The following is a 19,095-nucleotide window of genomic DNA, read 5'->3' on the forward strand; positions in this document are numbered from 1 at the left end:
AGCTTCAGTTATTATAAGCTCACCAACTAAGTTCTACGCAAGTATGCTTGTAGTTGCGCGGGACGATATTCTGTTACGCCAAGCTATTACATGCGAACATTCTTCAGGAATGGCAATTTCGGCAAAATCAGCAAAGGCAAACCCTGCATACGCCGTTATATCGGCAACTGTTAGTCGGTCTGCCGCGAGATAATCCTGCTCTTCAAGTACAGCATTCATCCACTGTATTGTTTTCATTGCTACTTCACGGCGCTTCTGTCCCCATTCTGCATTTTGATATGTTTCCATTTCAGGACCCAAACCTGGTGTTGCATGATGGAAATATGCAGCTACCGCTTCCAACAAACCGTCTTCAACCTTGCGCTGCATCATATGAATTATACCACGCTCCTTTGGATTTAAGCCGGTCAACGTTGGTTCGCCGCTCAAATGATCAAGGTATTCAGTAATAGCGGCAGACTCAGAAATAACTGTACCGTCATTTAAAACCAGCACAGGCACTGCACCTGATGGATTAATTGCTAGAAACTCTGGCGAACGGCTTGCACCTGCTGGCACATCAACGTGAATGAACTCAACATCATCAACCAAACCCTTTTCAGCCAAAGCCAACCGCACACGGGCTGGATTAGGAAAACCCTTATATTCATATACTTTCATGCTACATCCTTTTCATTTACCTATCAGTAGGTATATGAAAAGTTCTTAACTTTAAAATATATATCTTGTCAAGAGCCTATCATCTGATAGACAATAAACATTATGACAAGTACAACATATGCACCCAAAGCGATTGAAATCCTTGATGTGGCAGAAATGCACATGCGCCGTGGCGGTTTTGATGCCATCAGCTTCCGCGACATTGCAACGCAAGTGGGTATTAAAAGCGCAAGCGTTCATTATCACTTCCCCCAGAAAGCTGATTTAGGCGAGGCGGTTGTTAACCGCTATAGGGATAAAATTCTTAATTACTTGGGTGAGCCAACTTCATACACAATGGTGGAAGCCATTGAAAAACTGATAACTCTATATGAAACAGCCCTTACAGGCAGTGACAGCGTGTGCCTTTGTTGTGTACTGGGCTCTGAAGCAGATACATTACCGGACAAGGTAGCACATGAAGTAAACGTATATTTTACTGATTTGTCAGCCTGGGCACGCACCGCCTTGAACCCAAAAGGTATGACGAAAGACATTGATGCTCTCGCCACTTTTACAATTAGCGTACTACAAGGGGCAATGACAATGTCGGTGGCTATGAACGACAACACACAGTTTACTGCAGCTGCAAATCTTCTAAAGGGACAAATCCAAACCGAAGAATTCCGGCAATCATTGTTTAAAGGCTAAGTTGTGTAGCAATCGCCTGTGCAGCAGCGGCTGGATCAACAGCCTGCGTAATTGGCCGCCCAATAACAAGGACATCCGCACCAGCGTTTACCGCTTCTATAGGTGTCATAACCCGCTTTTGATCGCCGATAGCTGCCCCTGCCGGGCGAATGCCTGGAACAATCAGTTTAAAATCTGCATTGGTGACCGAACGTGCCAATTCAATTTCTTTAGGACTACAAACCATCCCGTCCAAGCCACATTTCGTAGCAAGAGCAGCCAAACGGCCAACTTGACCGGGCACGCTGTCAGAAACCCCAATAGCATCCAAGTCAGTTTCATCAAGGCTAGTCAGAATTGTTACGCCAACAACGGCAGGGGGAGAAATGCCTAATTTACCAGCTTCTTCGCGCGCTGTTTCCGATGCACGGCGCATCATCTCAGGCCCACCTTGCGTATGGATAGTGAGAATATGCGGGGCGAGGGGCGCCACAGCGCGAATGGCTCCTGCAACAGTATTTGGGATATCATGAAATTTCAGATCCAGAAAAATAGGTAACCCCATTTCATGCACGCGCTTATAACCATCCGCTCCGTTTGCACAAAAGAATTCCAGACCTAACTTAATACCGCCAACAACACCCCTAAGTTTATCTGCCAGAGATACAGCTTCACCAACATCTACCGTATCAAGTGCGCAGAAAATACGTTCATGAGGTGGAATAAAAGAGGTCATGGGATATCTTTCACGAAGGCCAAGGCTGGCGCAATTCAGCTACGCCTGCTTTCTAACGCCACAGCCTAGCAAATAACAAGACTATTATTTATCGCCAATGCTTACTGCGTCTGTTGCCGCAGCATGTGCTTTATTAGCACGGTGCTGGTGTGCATCTTCACTTAAAGCTGTAACTTGCTCTTCCAAATGATCAGCGCGCCTTTCAGCTTTGCGGCGGCGGGCAAATCCTTGTAATCGTAACCAACCCGTCACACCCGCAGCACTAATAAGACCAATAAACACGCCGATGAATAGCAAAACAAACAGAGGCATAGGACCAACAAAGCCAAGCGGCTCCAGTGACAGAACAACGCTTTCTCTGTTATTCACCGCGAACAGGATTAAAAAAAGCGCGAGCACGCCCCACAGTAATCGCCGCACAAATATCCACAATGTTGTAAACATTAAGCCGTAATAACCTTAGGCAAAAATAAAGCTGAAACGAATGAAGGCTGAACAATCGCGTTCAGCCTCTCAGCTTACAAATAGTCATATTATTACTTATTCAAGCGTTCACGTAAATCTTTACCGGTTTTGAAATAGGGTACACGCTTGTCTGCAACCTCTACTTTTTCACCAGTCCTTGGATTGCGTCCAATTCGTGCTGGACGATCCTTAACTGAGAATGCGCCAAAACCACGCAATTCAACTCTATCCCCATTGGATAAAGCTGTCGTTATCTCATCAAAAATCTTTGAAACAATGCGTTCAACATCGCGGTAATACAAATGCGGATTTGCTTCCGCAATTTTCGCAATCAACTCGGACTTGATCATAAACGTCCTCCCGTCAGGTGCTTAATTGACCCCACTCTTAACAAAGTCACCCTTAATATTTGATGAAAGCGTGCCATTACATAGCGCAATCGTCAAGATAAGCCTTTCTATGAAAAGGGGTTTTATGGGCTTTTTCGCATATCAACCTACACTTTCGTGTGAAATTAGCAAAACGTAAGCGCTAAAAGACGTCAAATTATAGGTTTTTGACGCGTTGGGCTGGAAAAAGCATGAAACATCAGAACCTGTTTCAGGGTGATTCTCTCACCTGAAATACACAGCATACGATGATCACTTTATCATAAGCCAAACAACCATTACTGCGAATCGGCCAATAGATATCCACGGGTAAACCCGTGATGTTCTGTCTGCGACCGCATAAAAAAGGCCGCACCCATAAGCGGGAACGGCCTTTTACTATTTTATTGTGTGAAGACTATTTGTCTTCTTTGGCTTTCTCAAGCGCAGCACCAAGAATATCACCAAGGCTTGCACCAGCATCTGCAGAACCATACTGCTCAACTGCTGCTTTTTCTTCAGCAACTTCAAGTGCCTTAATAGACAGGTTCAGCTTACGGCTAGACTTATCAACGCCAGTTACCATCGCGTCAACTTTGTCGCCTTCAGCAAAACGCTCTGGGCGTTGGTCACCGCGATCACGTGCAAGGTCACTGCGACGGATAAAGGCTGTTACACCCGTGTCGCCAACTTCAACCTCGATACCGTTTTCGTTAACAACCTTAACAACACAGGTTACTTGCTCACCACGTTTCTTGCTTGAAACATCAGTGAACGGATCGCCGCCAAGTTGCTTGATACCAAGGCTAATACGCTCTTTCTTCATATCTACATCAAGAACAACAGCTTTTACCATGTCGCCTTTTTTGTAGTCCTGAATAGCGTCTTCGCCAGAACGGTCCCAATCAAGATCAGACAGGTGAACCATGCCATCCACATCGCCTTCGAGACCGATAAACAGACCAAACTCAGTGATATTTTTCACTTCGCCTTCGATCTCTGTGTTCTGTGGGTACTTGGCAGCAAATGCTTCCCATGGGTTTTCACCACACTGTTTCAGACCAAGAGAGATACGACGCTTGGAAGGATCAACCTCAAGAACCATAACTTCAACGTCTTGGCTTGTTGAAACGATCTTGCCAGGGTGAACATTTTTCTTAACCCAGCTCATCTCACTAACGTGAACAAGGCCTTCAACACCGTTTTCAAGCTCAACAAAAGCACCGTAATCAGTGATGTTGGTTACTTTACCGCTGAACTTGGCACCCATTGGGTATTTCGCCTCAATTGCATCCCACGGATCGTCCGCAAGTTGCTTCATACCAAGGCTAATGCGCTGTGTTTCAGGATTAATACGCACAATCTGAACTTTAACAGTTTCACCGATCGTCAGTACTTCACTTGGGTGGTTAACCCGGCGCCATGAAATGTCTGTAACGTGCAACAGGCCGTCAATACCACCGAGGTCAACAAAGGCACCGTAATCAGTGATGTTTTTAACGACACCATCAACTGCATCACCTTCTTTGATCTGGTTCATCAGCTCTGCACGCTGACCAGCACGATCTTCTTCGAGGATAGCACGGCGTGATACAACAATGTTGCCACGACGACGGTCCATCTTCAGCACCTGGAATGGCTGCTTGATGTTCATCAAAGGTGTTACATCACGGATAGGGCGGATATCAACCTGCGAACCAGGCAGGAACGCAACAGCACCGTTAAGGTCAACTGTAAAGCCACCTTTAACACGGCCAAAGATAACACCGTCTACACGTGCATCGCCTTCAAAGGCTTTCTCAAGATCAGTCCACGCTTCTTCGCGGCGCGCTTTGTCGCGCGACAGAATGGCTTCACCGAGGGCGTTTTCAACGCGATCCACAAAAACTTCAACTTCATCGCCAACAGCGATTTCAGCTTTTTGACCTGCAGCCGCAAACTCACGCAGCGGCACACGACCTTCGGCTTTAAGACCGATATCGATAATTGCAAAATCATTTTCGACAGAAACAACAGTACCTTTAACAACCTGACCTTCAAAGCCGGTGTCCGCTGGCATTGTTTCATTAAGAAGCGCCTCAAAATCAGAGAGGCCTGGCATAGTTGCCGCTTCAGACATGTAGTGTCCTTTCAAATCTCTTTTTATTCGTGCCTGTCGGTTGGCTCCGACGGTCTTCTTCCGGGTTTCTCAAAAGCGGAACCATTCCGCTTTTTTCTGTGGTCCGAAAGCCTCAAATACGACAAAAACCAAGCCAGCATGCTATCCTGTTTCCAAGCCAGCATGGGGCTGCATCAGCAGTATCTTCGGTTATTGGGGCTTTTGCTTCTCTTCTATGAGAGCAACGGCCCTTAAAAACACGGCGTCTATATCTAATTCGGTGGTATCTAGCAAGTGCGCATCTGCAGCCGCGACCAATGGTGCATCTTTTCTGCCCATATCACGCGCATCACGTGCCTGTACATCGGCCAATATTTCGTTGTAATCAGCGGTTTCACCGCGCGCTGTAATTTCTGTATAGCGACGGCGCGCACGCTCTTGCGGGTTAGCTGTTACAAAAAACTTGATGTCTGCGTTTGGACATACAACTGTGCCTATATCACGCCCATCAAGAACAGCGCCACGCTTGCCGTCAGGCGGTAATTGTGAGAATTTACGCTGAAACTCCAACAGGTTAGCGCGAACCTGAGGCATTGCTGCTACCTTGGACGCAGCTGTACCGGTTGCTTCATCCCGCAAAGCAGTATCCGTGAAAAGTGCAGAATTGAGAGATAGAGAGGCCTTACTAGCCGCCACCTCATCTTCTGGTGAAACATCAGCTCGCAACATCGACAACCCTACAGCGCGATACAAACCACCTGTATCTAAATATGCATAGTTAAAATAATCAGCTAAACGGCGTGCCAATGTGCCTTTACCTGCCGCAGCAGGGCCATCAATTGCAATAATCAACGCGAATCACCTGTAAGTTCAAACCTAGTGTCTTTTAAAAAGTCTCACAGGCATTAGCTAGATTATTTTAATTTTTAGTTTGAAGGTGTCGCTGTAATGGCCATTTTGTCCTGCGACCACCCCAGTAAGAAGTCATTCCCTGGCGTCGCTTCCTGAACCTCAATCACTTTTCTTTCAGCGTAATAATTTACTCCTGAGAAGGGATCATTTTCCACCAATCCACGTACAGCATCCATGTCGTTTGCAGATAGTATCATGACCGCAGAATCATCTAGACATGGTCCACAAAAACGCAAATGACCTGCTTCGCTTAGTATATGCAAATATTTTACATGTGCTTCCAGCAATTCATTGTTCATAAGATGCCCTTGTTTGCCAGATAATCTAACCAAAAACACTCTCATATAAATACCCTGCATTGATAAGTGATAGACTCGTTTGACATAATATACTAAAGAGAACAAACAAAGAACATCCTGCAACGAAACTTTAAAGAGGCTGCTGTGACTAACATTATACCCGACATTACAACTATAACCGCTGTGTTGCCTGTGAATGATGTGGAAGCTAGCGCTGTATTTTTTGAAAAAATCGGATTTCACCGGACGAACGAAGTAAGCGAGGATCCAACTGACCCGACAACACCGCTAGGGTTCGTGATTATGGAAAATGGCAAATCCCAAATCATGTTCCAAAGCATTGTGAGCATTCGCAATGATGATGAAAACATGCTGCCAAACGGCGACACAACTGCCATGATGTTCCTCGAAGTGAGCGATTTGGATTCTGTCATTAAAGCGCTTGATGGGCATGCTGTTTTTATGGAAAGGCGTGAAACTTTTTATGGCTCAAAGGAAATCGGCATCGAAGGCCCCGGTGAACATAAGTTCACCTTCGCACAGTTTAACCGCGATACAGCTTAGCTTGAACTAACAGTTAACCAAGCGAAAGGCCGGCGCCCAAGCTGATCATAAGCTCGATGAAATTCGGAAAACTTGTTTGGATCGGGCTAGCATCATCAATAGTAATAGGTGTTTCAGCCATTTGGCCGAGTACTGCAAAGCTCATGGCGATTCGGTGGTCTAGGTGGGTCTGGACTGTACTGCCACCAGGCACAAGTCCGCCCTGACCATGAACAACCAACCCGTCTGGCAACTCCTCAACATGCACACCATTTGCCAATAATCCTTTTGCCATGACTGCAATGCGGTCTGATTCTTTAACGCGCAGCTCTGACAAGCCAGTAAACGCACTGCTACCAACTGCTGTAGCGGCAGCGCAAAATAATACTGGAAACTCATCAATCATGGTTGATGGCTCAATAGGTATTTCACTTACAGATTGTAGCGGCGAGTATACCACATGAATATCTGCAACAGGTTCACCACCAAGCATACGTTCATTTTCAATGGAAATATTGGCACGCATGGCCCTTAATGCGCCAACGATACCTGTGCGTAGTGGATTAATGCCTACACCTAACAGCTTTACATTAGACCCAGGCACCATAGTAGCAGCAGCAAGCAAAAATGCCGCTGAAGAAATATCTCCCGGCACATGAATGTTAATTGGGTTTAGTTCTGGTTGTCCAACAAGCGTTACAACACGGTAGCCATCTTCATTCACAACTCGAACATCGGCACCCATTGCTGATAGCATGCGCTCCGTATGATCACGTGTCGGTGTTTTTTCACGCACGATGGTATGGCCTGGCGTGTTAAGACCAGCAAGCATCACAGCAGATTTCACTTGAGCGCTCGCCATGGGCGGTGTGTAATCAAGCGGCATAGGATCCGCTGTACCCGTTATAGTCAGCGGCAAATATTTACCCTCGCACGCCTCAACAACAGCACCAACCTGCTCTAGCGGCGTTATAACACGCCCCATTGGTCGACCGGACAACGACGCATCACCAGCTAACCTCACTGTTATATTGTGGCTCGCAATCAACCCCATCAGAAGCCGCGTCGATGTACCTGAGTTACCCATTTCAATAACAGCACTCGGAGGCATTAAGCCACCAACACCAATACCGTAAACCTCGTAATGGCCGGCATCCAGTCTGTTCACAGTTGCGCCAAAAGCACGCATAGCAGCTGCAGTTGCTAGCACATCTTCTCCTTCGAGAAGGCCGCGCACTTCACTGCGACCTACAGCAAGAGCTGACAGCATCAATGAGCGGTGCGAAACGGACTTGTCGCCCGGCACAGACGCCTGACCATTCATGGTATTGGCACGGCTAGAAATAAGGTTGGTCAAGGTGAAGTTTCCATTTAGTGATAAATTTGCACAGTAAAGCTTTGACAGGCGCGCACGATCATGGCAAGTGATGCGCCAAATTCTTTGCTGCAAACCGCATGAAAATGCAAGGAGAGAAACGTGGCTAATCCTGAATGGGGTACTAAGCAAACCTGCCCAAAATGCGGCGAACGCTTTTATGACCTTGGAAACAACAATCCTGTAACCTGCATTGCCTGTGGCAATGAGTGGATTCCGGAACCGATTCTGAAAACGAAGCAACCAATTGTTGCTACACCTGAGCCAGAAAAGAAGGCTGAGGATGAAACTGAAGATGATTTGACAGACGACTCGATCGATCTGGACGATGACGACGATGACGTTGACAGCATCAGCCTTGATGATGACGATGATGATGACGTTGCCGCAATTGTCGATACATCGTTAACTGATAAAGATACCTAGCGATTGTCATACGCGGTGAGCTTATGTTTGCCGCGTATATGCGTTAAGTTAGATTCAGGCTTGCACGTATTGATCGCAACTTGATAAGAGTACCTAGTCTCAGGTGCGGGGCCGTAGCTCAGCTGGGAGAGCGCTACGCTGGCAGCGTAGAGGTCAGGGGTTCGATCCCCCTCGGCTCCACCATTTCCATAACACTAAATCATTTGTCTTTGCCGAGCAGCTAATTAAAACTACCGGCGGCGCCACCATTTTTCATTGAAATTAAAATCCTGACATTGCCTGTGCCGATGTCTCTGGTGTATGTCTTAATCATTATAGAGGGTTGATACATTTATGAGAGTTCTTCAGGTTTTTGGCACACGCCCAGAGGCAATCAAGATGGTGCCGGTGGTGCATGCATTTGAAGCGGCGTCAGGCATTGAAAACAAAGTGTGCATAACGGCACAACACAGAGGTATGCTTGACCAAGTACTTGGCTTTTTTGATGTCCATGTTGATCATGATTTAAACATCATGAAAGAGGCGCAAGGACTGGCCGACGTGACCGCGCGCATTTTAACTGGGCTCACACATGTTTTCGAAGCCGAAAAGCCTGATCTCGTGATGGTTCACGGCGATACAAACACCACAATGTCAGCCTCTCTGGCAGCCTATTACCAGCAAATCCCCATAGGGCATGTAGAAGCAGGTTTGCGCACACATAACCTTTACTCACCGTGGCCTGAAGAAGCCAACAGGTTGATTACTGACAACTTATCTGCGCATTGTTTTGCGCCAACCACCGGCTCTCGCGATAATCTTCTTAAAGAGAATATTGACCCTAACAAAGTTACGGTAACAGGTAATACCGTAGTTGACGCTTTGTTCATGGCACGCGACCGCATACTTGGGAACCAAGGAACTGTTGCTGAATTTGATAAACACTTTTCTTTCCTGGACTCAAATAGGAAACTCATTCTCGTAACAGGTCATCGCCGTGAAAGTTTTGGCGGTGGCTTTGAAAATATATGCGCTGCACTAGCGAAAATTGCCCAGCGCGATGATGTTGAAATTCTCTACCCCGTGCACCTTAATCCAAATGTTAAAGGGCCTGTGCACAAGTATCTCTCTGCACACCCAAACATCCACCTTATTACACCGCAAGATTATGCGGCTTTTGTGTATCTTATGAACCGTAGCTACCTGATATTGACCGATTCTGGCGGTGTGCAAGAAGAGGCACCTTCCCTTGGCAAGCCCGTACTTGTAATGCGCGACACCACAGAACGTCCGGAAGCCGTAACTGCAGGCACTGTCAAGCTTGTTGGCACTAACCAGGATACTATTATTACTGAAACAACCCGATTGCTGGATGACCACGATCACTATAAAACCATGACAGAAGCACATAACCCATACGGTGACGGCACCGCCGCCCAACAAATTTTGAAAGTAGTAGTTAATGCATATCTTTAATAGTGTTTGTGTCGTTGGGCTTGGTTATATTGGCCTGCCAACAGCGGCCGTTTTTGCCAAAACCGGCACGCAGGTGACTGGCGTTGATGTAAATGATGCGGCCGTTAAAACCATTAACTCCGGCAAAGCTCATATTGTAGAGGTGGATTTGGATGGTTTGCTGCAAGGTGTTGTCTCGAACGGTAACTTAAAAGCGCAAACAACCCCTGCTGAAGCAGATGCTTTTATTATCGCCGTCCCCACACCGTTCAAAGACAACCATGCTGCAGACCTTAGTTTCGTTGAGGCAGCAATTAAATCCATCGCTCCCTATGTTAAAAATGGCAACTTGATAGTGCTCGAGTCGACAGTGCCACCTGGAGCAACCGACAAAATGGTTGCATGGCTTGAAGAAGCACGTCCAGACCTCAAAGCTGCCGGTGGTGCCGGAACAGCATACTATGCAGCGCATTGCCCAGAACGCGTTTTGCCCGGTCGCGTGTTGATAGAACTGGTACAGAATGACCGCATTATTGGTGGTATTACTGAAGAATGCGCAGAACATGCACAGGATTTGTATGAAACCTTCCTTAAAGGTGAATGCTACCTTACAAATGCGCGTACTGCAGAAATGGCTAAATTAAGCGAAAATGCTTTTCGCGATGTCAATATTGCATTCGCAAACGAATTATCGCTTATCTCCGACAAGTTAGACATAGATGTTTGGGACCTGATCCGATTGGCCAACCGTCATCCACGTGTCAATATATTGCAACCCGGTCCAGGGGTTGGTGGCCACTGTATCGCCGTCGACCCTTGGTTTATTGTAGATGCTGTTCCCGACACAGCAAAATTAATCCGCACCGCACGGGAAGTAAATGACAGTAAACCTCGAACAGTTGTTGATAAAGTAAAGCGTGCAGCAGCTCGCTTTAAAAACCCAACAGTTGCCTGCCTGGGGCTTTCTTTTAAAGCTGATATTGATGATCTGCGTTCCAGCCCTGCTCTTGATATTACAACGCAATTATCATCAGAACTTGATTGTGACATTTTGGCTGTTGAACCAAATATTGATATCCTGCCAGAAGAATTAAGTAAAACAGGCCTGCAACTTACAACACTTATGGATGCAGTCGAACGCGCAGACATTTTAGTTTTACTCGTCGACCACCTCGAGTTTAAACGCCTACCTTCAGGTAAACGAGCAGAGAAAATTATTGTAGATACAAGAGGCATATGGACTTAAGGATATAAAATACACTGTGCTTCCATGTACAAATAATAGCCTTAGCCAATTGCTGCTGTAGGGAAAACTATGCGGTTTTTAATATACATGCTTCTTGCTTTATCTGCGCTACCTTTCGCTAGCGCAAGGCCCACATGGCAATGGACATGGGTTATTGTCGTTGGCCTTATCGCATGTGGTTGTATTGTACGATCATACCGCAACCAAACGCCCAGTTGGCCATTAGCTATTAGCTTGCCAGCAAGCTTAGCAATGCTGTTCGTAGTGTGGGGTTTTATTCAAGCATACTTCTATACTGCAGCTGGGGCTTCAATCGCAGGTCTTGCATCTACAGAGAGTATTTCGGTTAACCCTGCCCTGACCGTCTCCAATACAATCTATTTTCTATCGCATTTGGTATTTTTCTTGTGTGTATTTTCTTTTTGTTCACGCAGGGATAAAGCCGTAAACATTCTGAAAAACATAGGCATTATAATTGCCATTTATGCGGCATACGGCTTTATCATATATGTTTCTGGTAACGATACGATTCTCTGGTTTAAAAAATGGGCAAATCTAAATTCTCTCACTAGCACGTTTGTGAATAGGAACAGTTTTGCAAGCTACGCTGCCATTGGATTGCAATGCCTTATTGCCTACGCTTTTTTCTGGGCACAGGATGAGCTAGCAGAAGGTCGCACAGGTCGCGAACTTTATCGTCATATACTTGAAACAATGATGGTCAAAGCTTGGTGGTTACCACTAGCTATTTTTCTGACTGCAAGTGCGTTATTGCTTACAAGTTCACGTGCCGGGTTTAGTGCTGCCGTTGCTGGCGTATTCATTTTGCTTTTACTAAGCCCTAACCGTTACAAGCAAGAAGGAGGCGGCACCTTAAAAGCAGGATTAATCGTGATTGGCTTTATTGTATTGAGTGGTAGCATTTTCACCTTGAGCGGCGAAATTCTGGATCAACGGTTACAAGCAGATGCAACACTTGATATGCGCTTCAAAGCATATCCCTATATGATCAATGCTATTATGGACAGTCCGCTTACAGGCTTTGGCCTTGGCACATTCGATGAGGTGTTTCAGGCGTACAGGGGCCCAGACGTTATCGTATATTTTGACCGTGCACATAGCGACTATCTTGAAATCGCACTGACAGCTGGCATACCAGCAGCCATCATTCTTGTATTAGCCTGTATAATGCCTATTTTTACGCTATCCGGCGCACTTAAGTACGGTGCCCAGCACCGTAGTTTCATTGCCCTCGGCATCTCAGTAACAATACAGCTTGGCCTGCACGCGCTTGTCGACTTCTCTCTGCAAATGCCCGCCGTGTCATATACCTGGCTTGCAGTACTAGCAGCCAGCATGGCTATTGCTATCCGATGTAAAAGAGCTGCGCAGTCATAGCTTTAGTCAACAACAATGCTTACTTTATCGCGATAAAAAGCCACATAATCAGAGAGAATGGCAACTTCATCATAGGGTTTATCATAACCCCATGCAGCTTGCCCAATAATATTACCGTCTATGCATATATCCCAATAACGCGCGACCCCTTTAAACGGACAATAGGTCTCATGTGAGTTTTTGAGAAAATACCCAGATATAAGATCTGATAAAGGAATATAATATACAGGCGCTATCCCGGTTTCTTCTATTATCAAGGCCTTCTGTGTCTCGGCTATCGCCTTGCTTCCAACAAAAAAACGAACTGTATCTTTAAGAGGCAAAATATCCACCCTGTAATCTGGATGTTTTTGATAACCAGGCCCAGAATTACTATTTGCAGTCATACAAACTCCTCATGCTCTTTAGTCAAAACATACATCAAACATGATAGCAGCACATAATCAAACACATGAAAAGTACGACGGCACAAATACGCACCAGTCCTGACTACGACTTTCGGATCATATTTTATTAATCATTATTCTTCTTGGCGGTTATGCGAATGTCAGTGCAAACTAAGACCCAGCACCATACGCTGAAAAGCAACAATATCAGGGGGAGGTTTCAATGGAACACACCATTGACGGTAAGAAAAATCGCACAGCAAATTCTACTTCACTAAAATACCGAACATTTGCGGCAGCATTTGCATTTGCGCTGGCAAGTATCTCAACGAGTATACCCGCACTCAGCCTTAAGGACAGTACAGCAAAAAAACCTGACCTTCCCCTCGAAGGGTCTACCGAGAAGCTTGCTTTTGAAACTGACGAAGGAACATGGGTCTCTCTTGATGTTACCCCCGATGGTAATGCAATCGTATTTGAACTATTGGGTGATCTATATGAAATACCAATAGCCGGTGGCACTGCCAAACGCATATCAAATGGCTTGGGCTATGATAGTCAGCCACGTGTATCACCAGACGGACAATGGATCACCTTCATCAGTGACCGCGACGGTAATGATAACCTATGGGTGATGAAGCGAGACAGCACTGGCGCACGCAAACTATCCAAAAATAGTTATTCACGCTTGGTATCACCAACCTGGTCTCCTGACAGTCAATATGTGGTTATGACACGCGGCGGTCAAAAAGTTGAGTTTCGCATGCATCATATTGATGGTGGCAGCGGCATAACATTAACCGGCAACAACAAAGACAATGCAGCGGCCGGCGTTGGCGCAACCTTCTCACCAGACGGGCAATATATATATTACACCAAGCGACCAGAAGGCCGTGCAAACTTCCCAGCTGGTCAAATCGCAAGATTCGATACCAAAACAGGGGACATTATAACACTAACACAAGGCGAAGGTGGCGGCATACGCCCAGCCATATCTCCAGACGGCCGTACTCTTGTTTATCTGTCGCGGCGTGAAACAGAAACAGGTATTCGTGTAAAAGATTTAGTAAGCGGTACTGACAAAATGTTGGTATGGCCTATTCAGCGTGATGCACAGGAAATTGGCCGTCTACCTAGCCGCGATTTTTATCCCAACTATACTTTTACGCCCGACGGCGGCGCACTCATTATTCACACTGGTGGCAAAATACAACGTGTTAATCTCGCTGACGGCAGCATGCGCATTATCCCCTTCAATGCATCAATTGATCTCGACATTGGCCCCGATTTAAACTCACCCTACAAAGTTAGTGAAGGGCCCGTAACAGCAAGAATTATCCATAGCCCCAAACATTCACCTGATGGCAAAAAAATCGCATCATCCGTACTTACAAAAATCTATATCGCCAACAACGAAGACGGCACAGAGCCAAAGCGCCTGACAAAAAGCGACGCATGGGAATACCAGCCAGTATGGTCACCTGATGGGCGGTGGATTGCTTATGTCACATGGTCGATGGATAATGGTGGTCATATATGGCGCATGCGCTCAAATGGGCGCGGAAAGCCAGAACGCTTAACTGAACATCCAGCTTTTTATACCGACCTTGCATTTTCACCAGACGGAAAGCGTATTATCGCCATGCGTGGCAATGAGTATCAACGTCATCAAACTTTCAGCGAGTTTACGGGCCTAGGTATCCCGCTTGATCTTGTCTGGTTACCAGCCGGCGGCGGTGACACAACCACAATAATGTCTGCAAATGGTGCACGCTCACCCCACTTCACAAACGACCCATCACGCATTTACCTATATGATGGCAAAGTTTTATCTTCCGTTCGACTAGACGGTACTGACAGGCAAGAACATCTGATTGTTTCTGCACCGCGCGGCAATCGCTTGTTTGGTGAACCGCCAACCGCAGAAGATATCCGGATCAGCCCTGACGGTAAAACTGCACTCGCATTTGTTAACAAACAAGTCTGGGCATTACCCGTACCCGCCAGCGGCAGCAAAACACCAAGCACATCACTAAAAGGTGGCATAGTGCCGGCCGTTCAAATCACAAGCACCGGCGCAGACTTCTTTGATTGGGCAGACGAGGGCAAGACAGTTACATGGGCTATTGGTTCCTCTGTTTATACGCGCCCACTTTCCAGTCTACCTTTCCGCAAAGAAGATAAAGACGTCAAAGACTCTGCGGAAGAAGAGACGCCAGCGGGCGACAAAGAAGATTTGGACAATAAAGAAAAGGCAGAAAAAGCTCCTGAGTTTTTAGAAGACAATGAGGCTGTTACCAGACGCGTGATCACTGTGACAACAGATCGCGCCACTCCGGAAGGTACAATTTTACTATCAGGCGGTAATGTCATTTCAATGGCCGGCACAACAACTGATGCCATGAGTATCGTTCAAGAGAATCAAGATGTTCTTGTTCGAAATAATCGTATTGTCGCCATGGGGGACAAAGGTTCGCTTGATATTCCTGACAACACCGAAATTATGAATGTGTCAGGTAAATACATCATACCTGGGTTTGTTGATACACACGCCCACTGGGAATTCCGCACCGGAGACGTACTGGAGCCACAAAACTGGAGCCTGGTCGCAAACCTTGCTTACGGCGTAACTACTGGTCTTGATGTACAGACAAATTACAAAGACTACTTCACATACAGCGACATGGTAGAAACAGGCCAATCTCTTGGCCAGCGCGCTTTCATGACAGGGCCTGGTATTTTTGGTAACAATGATTTTCAATCCTACGAACAGGTACTCGCGTATCTGAAGCGCTACTCAGACCATTACAAAACCAAAAACATCAAATCTTACCTTGCCGGTAATCGTAAACAGCGTCAGTGGGTTGTAAAGGCGTCCAAAGAGCTTGGCCTTATGCCAACCACCGAAGGCGGCGGTGATATGCGACTGGATGTAACCCACGCCATTGACGGAATGCACGGTAATGAGCACACACTGACAATCGCTCCGATGTATAAAGATGTGATTGAACTTTATGCGAAAACGCAAACCGCGTACACGCCGACACTGGTTGTGCAATATAACGGCGTATCGATGGTAAATTATTTCTTCACACGCACCGAGGTGCACAATGATAAGAAACTTAATCGCTTTTACCCGCATAACCGACTCGATGAAATGACGCGCAGACGCAATAACTGGGTCCGTGATGATGAGTTTTCCGTTGATCATATCGCTGGTGCGGCAGCCACTCTGCAACGTGCAGGAGGGCTTGTGGGTGTTGGCGGACACGGTGAATTGCAAGGCCTTGGTTATCACTGGGAAATGTGGGGCCTTGGTATGGGAGGCATGACACCTGCCGAAATATTACGAGCAGCCACCATAGACGGTGCAAAAATCATTGGCGTTGCCCAAGACCTTGGATCTATCGAAGCCGGCAAACTAGCCGACATGGTTATATTGGACGCTAACCCGCTTGTAGACATCAAAAATACAAACACCATCACACACGTGATGAAAAATGGTGACCTTTACGAGGGTGATACATTGAACCAAGTATGGCCAGTCAAGAAGGAACTAACACCCTTCTGGTGGTGGGACAAAGGTCGTCATTAATTACCCGCAACTAGGCAGCTAACTGGTTCCTAACAGGAAGCTGCCGAATACGTTTGCCAGTTGCCTGAAAAATTGCTTCGGTCAATGCAGGTATGGCTGGTGGTGTGGCTACTTCACCCACCCCTGCTAATCGACCATCGTTAGGGTTGACAATCACTACATCTATTTTAGGTGGCGATTGTGCCATGCTCATCAATTGGTATGAATCAAAGTTTTTTTGCTCTCGTAAGCCATCTACAAGTGTAATCTCTAAGTTTAAAGCCGTGGAAAACCCGTCAATGATACCCCCTTCTATCTGTGCTTTAATACCGCTTGGATTCACAGCCTCACCACAGTCTACTGCGGCAAAGACGTGATTAATTATCAAGTTGCCATTTTCAAATGTAACGTCGACAACAACTGCGCAATAGGATCCAAACGTAAAATGACTAGCAATACCTCGCCCTTGATTGACCCCGGAAACCTGTCCCCACTTTGACATCGTAGCAACCGCCTCTAACACACCCAACATATTACCTGTATGCCACTCACCATTATGATTCCCCCAATGATTGTAGGGTAAGGGACGAGCTGGACTATAAAGTGCTCTGCGAATCGCAATTGAATCTTGACCAGTTGTGTGAGCAATTTCATTTAGCATGCTTTCAATAACGAAAGCATTCCTCGTGGGCATCGGCCCACGCCAAGGCCCACGAGGAATGCGCGATTTCACCAACGCATGTGAAAGGCGAAAATTTTCCACAAGGTGCCGCGGCGGATGGTCGGCCCAAATATCGTCACGCCACTCACCGCCAGGCCTCGACCAGGTTTGTCGATAATCGCTGGTGACAGAAGCAAATTCGTTATTCCAGGCGGTAATTTTATTTGATTCGTCCAAGCCAACAGTAACCCTTTGCCTATTTGTAGGACGGTAATAATCGTGAGTCATGTCATCCTCACGCGTCCATGTAACTTTTACTGGTCTTTTAATCTTTTGAGAAAGAACAACCGCTTCGCAAGCAGCGTCAGCCATGAGTCGTCGGCCAAAACTCCCTCCTGCCCGCAACAAACGAATATGAATATCTTCGACCCTTAAACCAGTTAACCGCCGAACTGCATTTAGAGTGTTACCCGGCGATTGCGTAGAAAGGATCATATCCAGACTGTCACCTTTCCAATACGCAACCGCATTCTGCGGTTCCATGGTCGCATGAGACAATAAAGGCATCGTGTATTCAGCTGTCATAGTCTTGGAACTTTTAGCAATTACTGCCAACGAGTCCCCCTCCAAAACCCGCTCTATCATCGATTCACTACCATTCAAGTTACTCGAAAAATCAGACTGGTAACGCACAGTGGACTCGTCACTCAACCCACTAGGCCTCCATTCGATTCTTAATAAATTCCGAGCCTTAAGTGCAGACCATAGATTCGTAGCGACAACAGCAACACCCGCTTCCAAGTATGTATAAGGCTTTTCAGGGTCTGGTCTTGGCAATTCAAGTATATCAACAATACCTGAAACTTTGCGTGCTTCAGTGTCATCAAAAGATACCACGTATCCTTCCACATATGGGCAACGCTGAATCACAGAATGGACCATATTAGGTATTTCAGCATCAATGCCAAATTTTGCATGCCCACGCACAAGTGCATCGAGGTTCTTCTGTATATGCTCACTACCGCGAATATTATAATCTTCGCGGGCCTTAAAGGGCTTCACACTCTCAGATGCGCCAAGCGCCGCAGCACTTTCAACAAGCTCGCCGTAGCCAATGCTGCGCGCACCAGCATTATCATAGACACGACCGTTATTAGTGGTAAGCAATTCAGGCGAAATCGACCACTTTCCTGCTGCAGCACGTACCAAACGATCCTTAATCTCTACTCCAACCCGCTTTAATATTTCTATGCTTCCCGATAAAGTCGCACTACCCCCACCGCCTTGCTTGATATATTGCCAGGTTGGCGTATCGTCATCACGACTGACCATAAACAAGGCCATCTGCTTGACAGTAACCTTTTGCCAATCTGCGTCCATTTCTTCAGCCAATATCATTGGCAAGGATGTATGAAGGCCTGTTCCAATCTCAGGTGAGGGTGCGCCAATTTCAATTTGCCCATTACGGTCAATGCTAACAAATGGACCCATTGCAACAGCATCTTTTGTATCATACCCTTTAGCCGCTGCATTGAGAAATTGTGGAGCAACAATTGTCATCGCACCGGCAGCAAAGAAACACTGCAGTATATTACGACGTGTTACTTGTTTGGAAAGGGCTTTGATAGTATCAGCCCCACTCTGAGTTTCAAATACCATCGCTATTTCTCAACTATAATTTGAGTCATAATATTCCAATATTTTTATGATATATTATAACTTATCTATAGTGTATTCAAGGATATAACCAATCACTAAACTAATTGACTAAGGGCGCGCATGGTCAACACGTGAAAATATTAACCTTCTTTAGAAACTCAAAATATTTACTAAAATTATTACAAC

General features: G+C 46.2%; 17 protein-coding genes and 1 tRNA gene. 8 read left to right on the top strand and 10 right to left on the bottom strand.

Going from position 1 to position 19,095, the window contains the following annotated elements; all coding sequences use genetic code 11:
* Positions 1-33 precede the first annotated feature (33 nt).
* Positions 34-660 carry a glutathione S-transferase family protein gene (locus tag OEU88_RS01335; RefSeq protein ID WP_262693300.1) on the bottom strand — a complete coding sequence of 209 codons (627 nt, stop codon included), beginning with the start codon at positions 658-660 and terminating at the stop codon, positions 34-36.
* A gap of 102 nt (positions 661-762) precedes the next feature.
* On the opposite strand from OEU88_RS01335, the gene OEU88_RS01340 reads away from it, so the two are divergent.
* On the top strand, positions 763-1,350 hold the full coding sequence (locus OEU88_RS01340; RefSeq protein ID WP_262693301.1) for a TetR/AcrR family transcriptional regulator: 588 nt from the start codon (positions 763-765) through the stop codon (positions 1,348-1,350).
* Here the strand turns inward: OEU88_RS01340 and pyrF are convergent.
* The 6 genes from pyrF to OEU88_RS01370 form a co-directional block, all read right to left on the bottom strand.
* Positions 1,340-2,065: an orotidine-5'-phosphate decarboxylase gene (gene pyrF / locus OEU88_RS01345; RefSeq protein WP_262693302.1), complete on the bottom strand. Its 726-nt coding sequence runs from the start codon at positions 2,063-2,065 to the stop codon at positions 1,340-1,342. The genes OEU88_RS01340 and pyrF overlap by 11 nt on opposite strands.
* Positions 2,066-2,149: 84 nt before the next feature.
* The gene (locus OEU88_RS01350; protein WP_262693303.1) at positions 2,150-2,509 is read right to left on the bottom strand and encodes a hypothetical protein; all 360 of its coding nucleotides are present in this window, start codon (positions 2,507-2,509) and stop codon (positions 2,150-2,152) included.
* A 92-nt stretch (positions 2,510-2,601) separates the two neighbouring features.
* Positions 2,602-2,880: an integration host factor subunit beta gene (locus tag OEU88_RS01355; RefSeq protein ID WP_262693304.1), complete on the bottom strand. Its 279-nt coding sequence runs from the start codon at positions 2,878-2,880 to the stop codon at positions 2,602-2,604.
* Positions 2,881-3,316: 436 nt separating this feature from the next.
* Positions 3,317-5,017 (bottom strand): 30S ribosomal protein S1, encoded by a 1,701-nt coding sequence (gene rpsA, locus OEU88_RS01360; RefSeq protein ID WP_262693305.1) that lies wholly within the window; start codon positions 5,015-5,017, stop codon positions 3,317-3,319.
* Between the two features lie 189 nt (positions 5,018-5,206).
* The gene (gene cmk, locus OEU88_RS01365; RefSeq protein ID WP_262693306.1) at positions 5,207-5,848 is read right to left on the bottom strand and encodes a (d)CMP kinase; all 642 of its coding nucleotides are present in this window, start codon (positions 5,846-5,848) and stop codon (positions 5,207-5,209) included.
* 74 nt (positions 5,849-5,922) lie between these two features.
* Entirely contained in the window at positions 5,923-6,207 is a 285-nt protein-coding gene (locus OEU88_RS01370; RefSeq protein ID WP_262693307.1) for a YciI family protein, read from the bottom strand.
* A gap of 144 nt (positions 6,208-6,351) precedes the next feature.
* Here OEU88_RS01370 and OEU88_RS01375 point away from each other — a divergent pair, with 144 nt between their 5' ends.
* Positions 6,352-6,771 (top strand): VOC family protein, encoded by a 420-nt coding sequence (locus tag OEU88_RS01375; protein WP_262693308.1) that lies wholly within the window; start codon positions 6,352-6,354, stop codon positions 6,769-6,771.
* Positions 6,772-6,784: 13 nt separating this feature from the next.
* Here the strand turns inward: OEU88_RS01375 and aroA are convergent, their stop codons facing one another.
* A complete protein-coding gene (aroA, locus tag OEU88_RS01380; RefSeq protein ID WP_394805217.1) occupies positions 6,785-8,074 on the bottom strand; it encodes a 3-phosphoshikimate 1-carboxyvinyltransferase in 1,290 nt (429 codons plus the stop codon).
* A 153-nt stretch (positions 8,075-8,227) separates the two neighbouring features.
* On the opposite strand from aroA, the gene OEU88_RS01385 reads away from it, so the two are divergent.
* The 5 genes from OEU88_RS01385 (at position 8,228) to OEU88_RS01405 (ending at position 12,629) form a co-directional block, all read left to right on the top strand.
* Entirely contained in the window at positions 8,228-8,551 is a 324-nt protein-coding gene (locus OEU88_RS01385; protein ID WP_262693310.1) for a TIGR02300 family protein, read from the top strand.
* A 107-nt stretch (positions 8,552-8,658) separates the two neighbouring features.
* Positions 8,659-8,734: transfer RNA gene (locus tag OEU88_RS01390), tRNA-Ala, on the top strand.
* A gap of 150 nt (positions 8,735-8,884) precedes the next feature.
* Positions 8,885-10,006, top strand: coding sequence for a non-hydrolyzing UDP-N-acetylglucosamine 2-epimerase (gene wecB, locus OEU88_RS01395; RefSeq protein WP_262693311.1), 1,122 nt, complete (start codon positions 8,885-8,887; stop codon positions 10,004-10,006).
* The gene (gene wecC / locus OEU88_RS01400; protein ID WP_262694172.1) at positions 9,999-11,231 is read left to right on the top strand and encodes a UDP-N-acetyl-D-mannosamine dehydrogenase; all 1,233 of its coding nucleotides are present in this window, start codon (positions 9,999-10,001) and stop codon (positions 11,229-11,231) included. The genes wecB and wecC overlap by 8 nt, the downstream gene beginning before the upstream one ends.
* Before the next feature lie 69 nt (positions 11,232-11,300).
* Positions 11,301-12,629 (top strand): O-antigen ligase family protein, encoded by a 1,329-nt coding sequence (locus OEU88_RS01405; RefSeq protein WP_262693312.1) that lies wholly within the window; start codon positions 11,301-11,303, stop codon positions 12,627-12,629.
* Between the two features lie 2 nt (positions 12,630-12,631).
* Here the strand turns inward: OEU88_RS01405 and OEU88_RS01410 are convergent, their stop codons facing one another.
* The gene (locus tag OEU88_RS01410) at positions 12,632-13,015 is read right to left on the bottom strand and encodes a DUF427 domain-containing protein (RefSeq protein WP_262693313.1); all 384 of its coding nucleotides are present in this window, start codon (positions 13,013-13,015) and stop codon (positions 12,632-12,634) included.
* A 223-nt stretch (positions 13,016-13,238) separates the two neighbouring features.
* Between OEU88_RS01410 and OEU88_RS01415 the strand changes: the two genes are divergently transcribed.
* Positions 13,239-16,610 (top strand): amidohydrolase family protein, encoded by a 3,372-nt coding sequence (locus OEU88_RS01415; protein ID WP_262693314.1) that lies wholly within the window; start codon positions 13,239-13,241, stop codon positions 16,608-16,610.
* A gap of 10 nt (positions 16,611-16,620) precedes the next feature.
* Here OEU88_RS01415 and OEU88_RS01420 read toward each other — a convergent pair whose 3' ends face one another.
* On the bottom strand, positions 16,621-18,909 hold the full coding sequence (locus OEU88_RS01420) for a xanthine dehydrogenase family protein molybdopterin-binding subunit (RefSeq protein ID WP_262693315.1): 2,289 nt from the start codon (positions 18,907-18,909) through the stop codon (positions 16,621-16,623).
* Positions 18,910-19,095 lie beyond the last annotated feature (186 nt).

The organism is Kordiimonas aquimaris, from assembly GCF_025574485.1.
In the GTDB taxonomy this organism is placed as follows: domain Bacteria; phylum Pseudomonadota; class Alphaproteobacteria; order Sphingomonadales; family Kordiimonadaceae; genus Kordiimonas; species Kordiimonas aquimaris.

What these genes read in the sequence shown, in the direction of transcription:
- aroA (WP_394805217.1), bottom strand. Translation starts at nt 8,074, where the DNA reads ATGAATGGTCAGGCGTCTGTGCCGGGCGACAAGTCCGTTTCGCACCGC.
- OEU88_RS01350 (WP_262693303.1), bottom strand. Translation starts at nt 2,509, where the DNA reads ATGTTTACAACATTGTGGATATTTGTGCGGCGATTACTGTGGGGCGTG.
- OEU88_RS01410 (WP_262693313.1), bottom strand. Translation starts at nt 13,015, where the DNA reads ATGACTGCAAATAGTAATTCTGGGCCTGGTTATCAAAAACATCCAGAT.
- OEU88_RS01340 (WP_262693301.1), top strand. Translation starts at nt 763, where the DNA reads ATGACAAGTACAACATATGCACCCAAAGCGATTGAAATCCTTGATGTG.
- rpsA (WP_262693305.1), bottom strand. Translation starts at nt 5,017, where the DNA reads ATGTCTGAAGCGGCAACTATGCCAGGCCTCTCTGATTTTGAGGCGCTT.
- OEU88_RS01370 (WP_262693307.1), bottom strand. Translation starts at nt 6,207, where the DNA reads ATGAACAATGAATTGCTGGAAGCACATGTAAAATATTTGCATATACTA.
- wecB (WP_262693311.1), top strand. Translation starts at nt 8,885, where the DNA reads ATGAGAGTTCTTCAGGTTTTTGGCACACGCCCAGAGGCAATCAAGATG.
- OEU88_RS01405 (WP_262693312.1), top strand. Translation starts at nt 11,301, where the DNA reads ATGCGGTTTTTAATATACATGCTTCTTGCTTTATCTGCGCTACCTTTC.
- OEU88_RS01355 (WP_262693304.1), bottom strand. Translation starts at nt 2,880, where the DNA reads ATGATCAAGTCCGAGTTGATTGCGAAAATTGCGGAAGCAAATCCGCAT.
- OEU88_RS01420 (WP_262693315.1), bottom strand. Translation starts at nt 18,909, where the DNA reads ATGGTATTTGAAACTCAGAGTGGGGCTGATACTATCAAAGCCCTTTCC.
- pyrF (WP_262693302.1), bottom strand. Translation starts at nt 2,065, where the DNA reads ATGACCTCTTTTATTCCACCTCATGAACGTATTTTCTGCGCACTTGAT.
- OEU88_RS01335 (WP_262693300.1), bottom strand. Translation starts at nt 660, where the DNA reads ATGAAAGTATATGAATATAAGGGTTTTCCTAATCCAGCCCGTGTGCGG.
- OEU88_RS01415 (WP_262693314.1), top strand. Translation starts at nt 13,239, where the DNA reads ATGGAACACACCATTGACGGTAAGAAAAATCGCACAGCAAATTCTACT.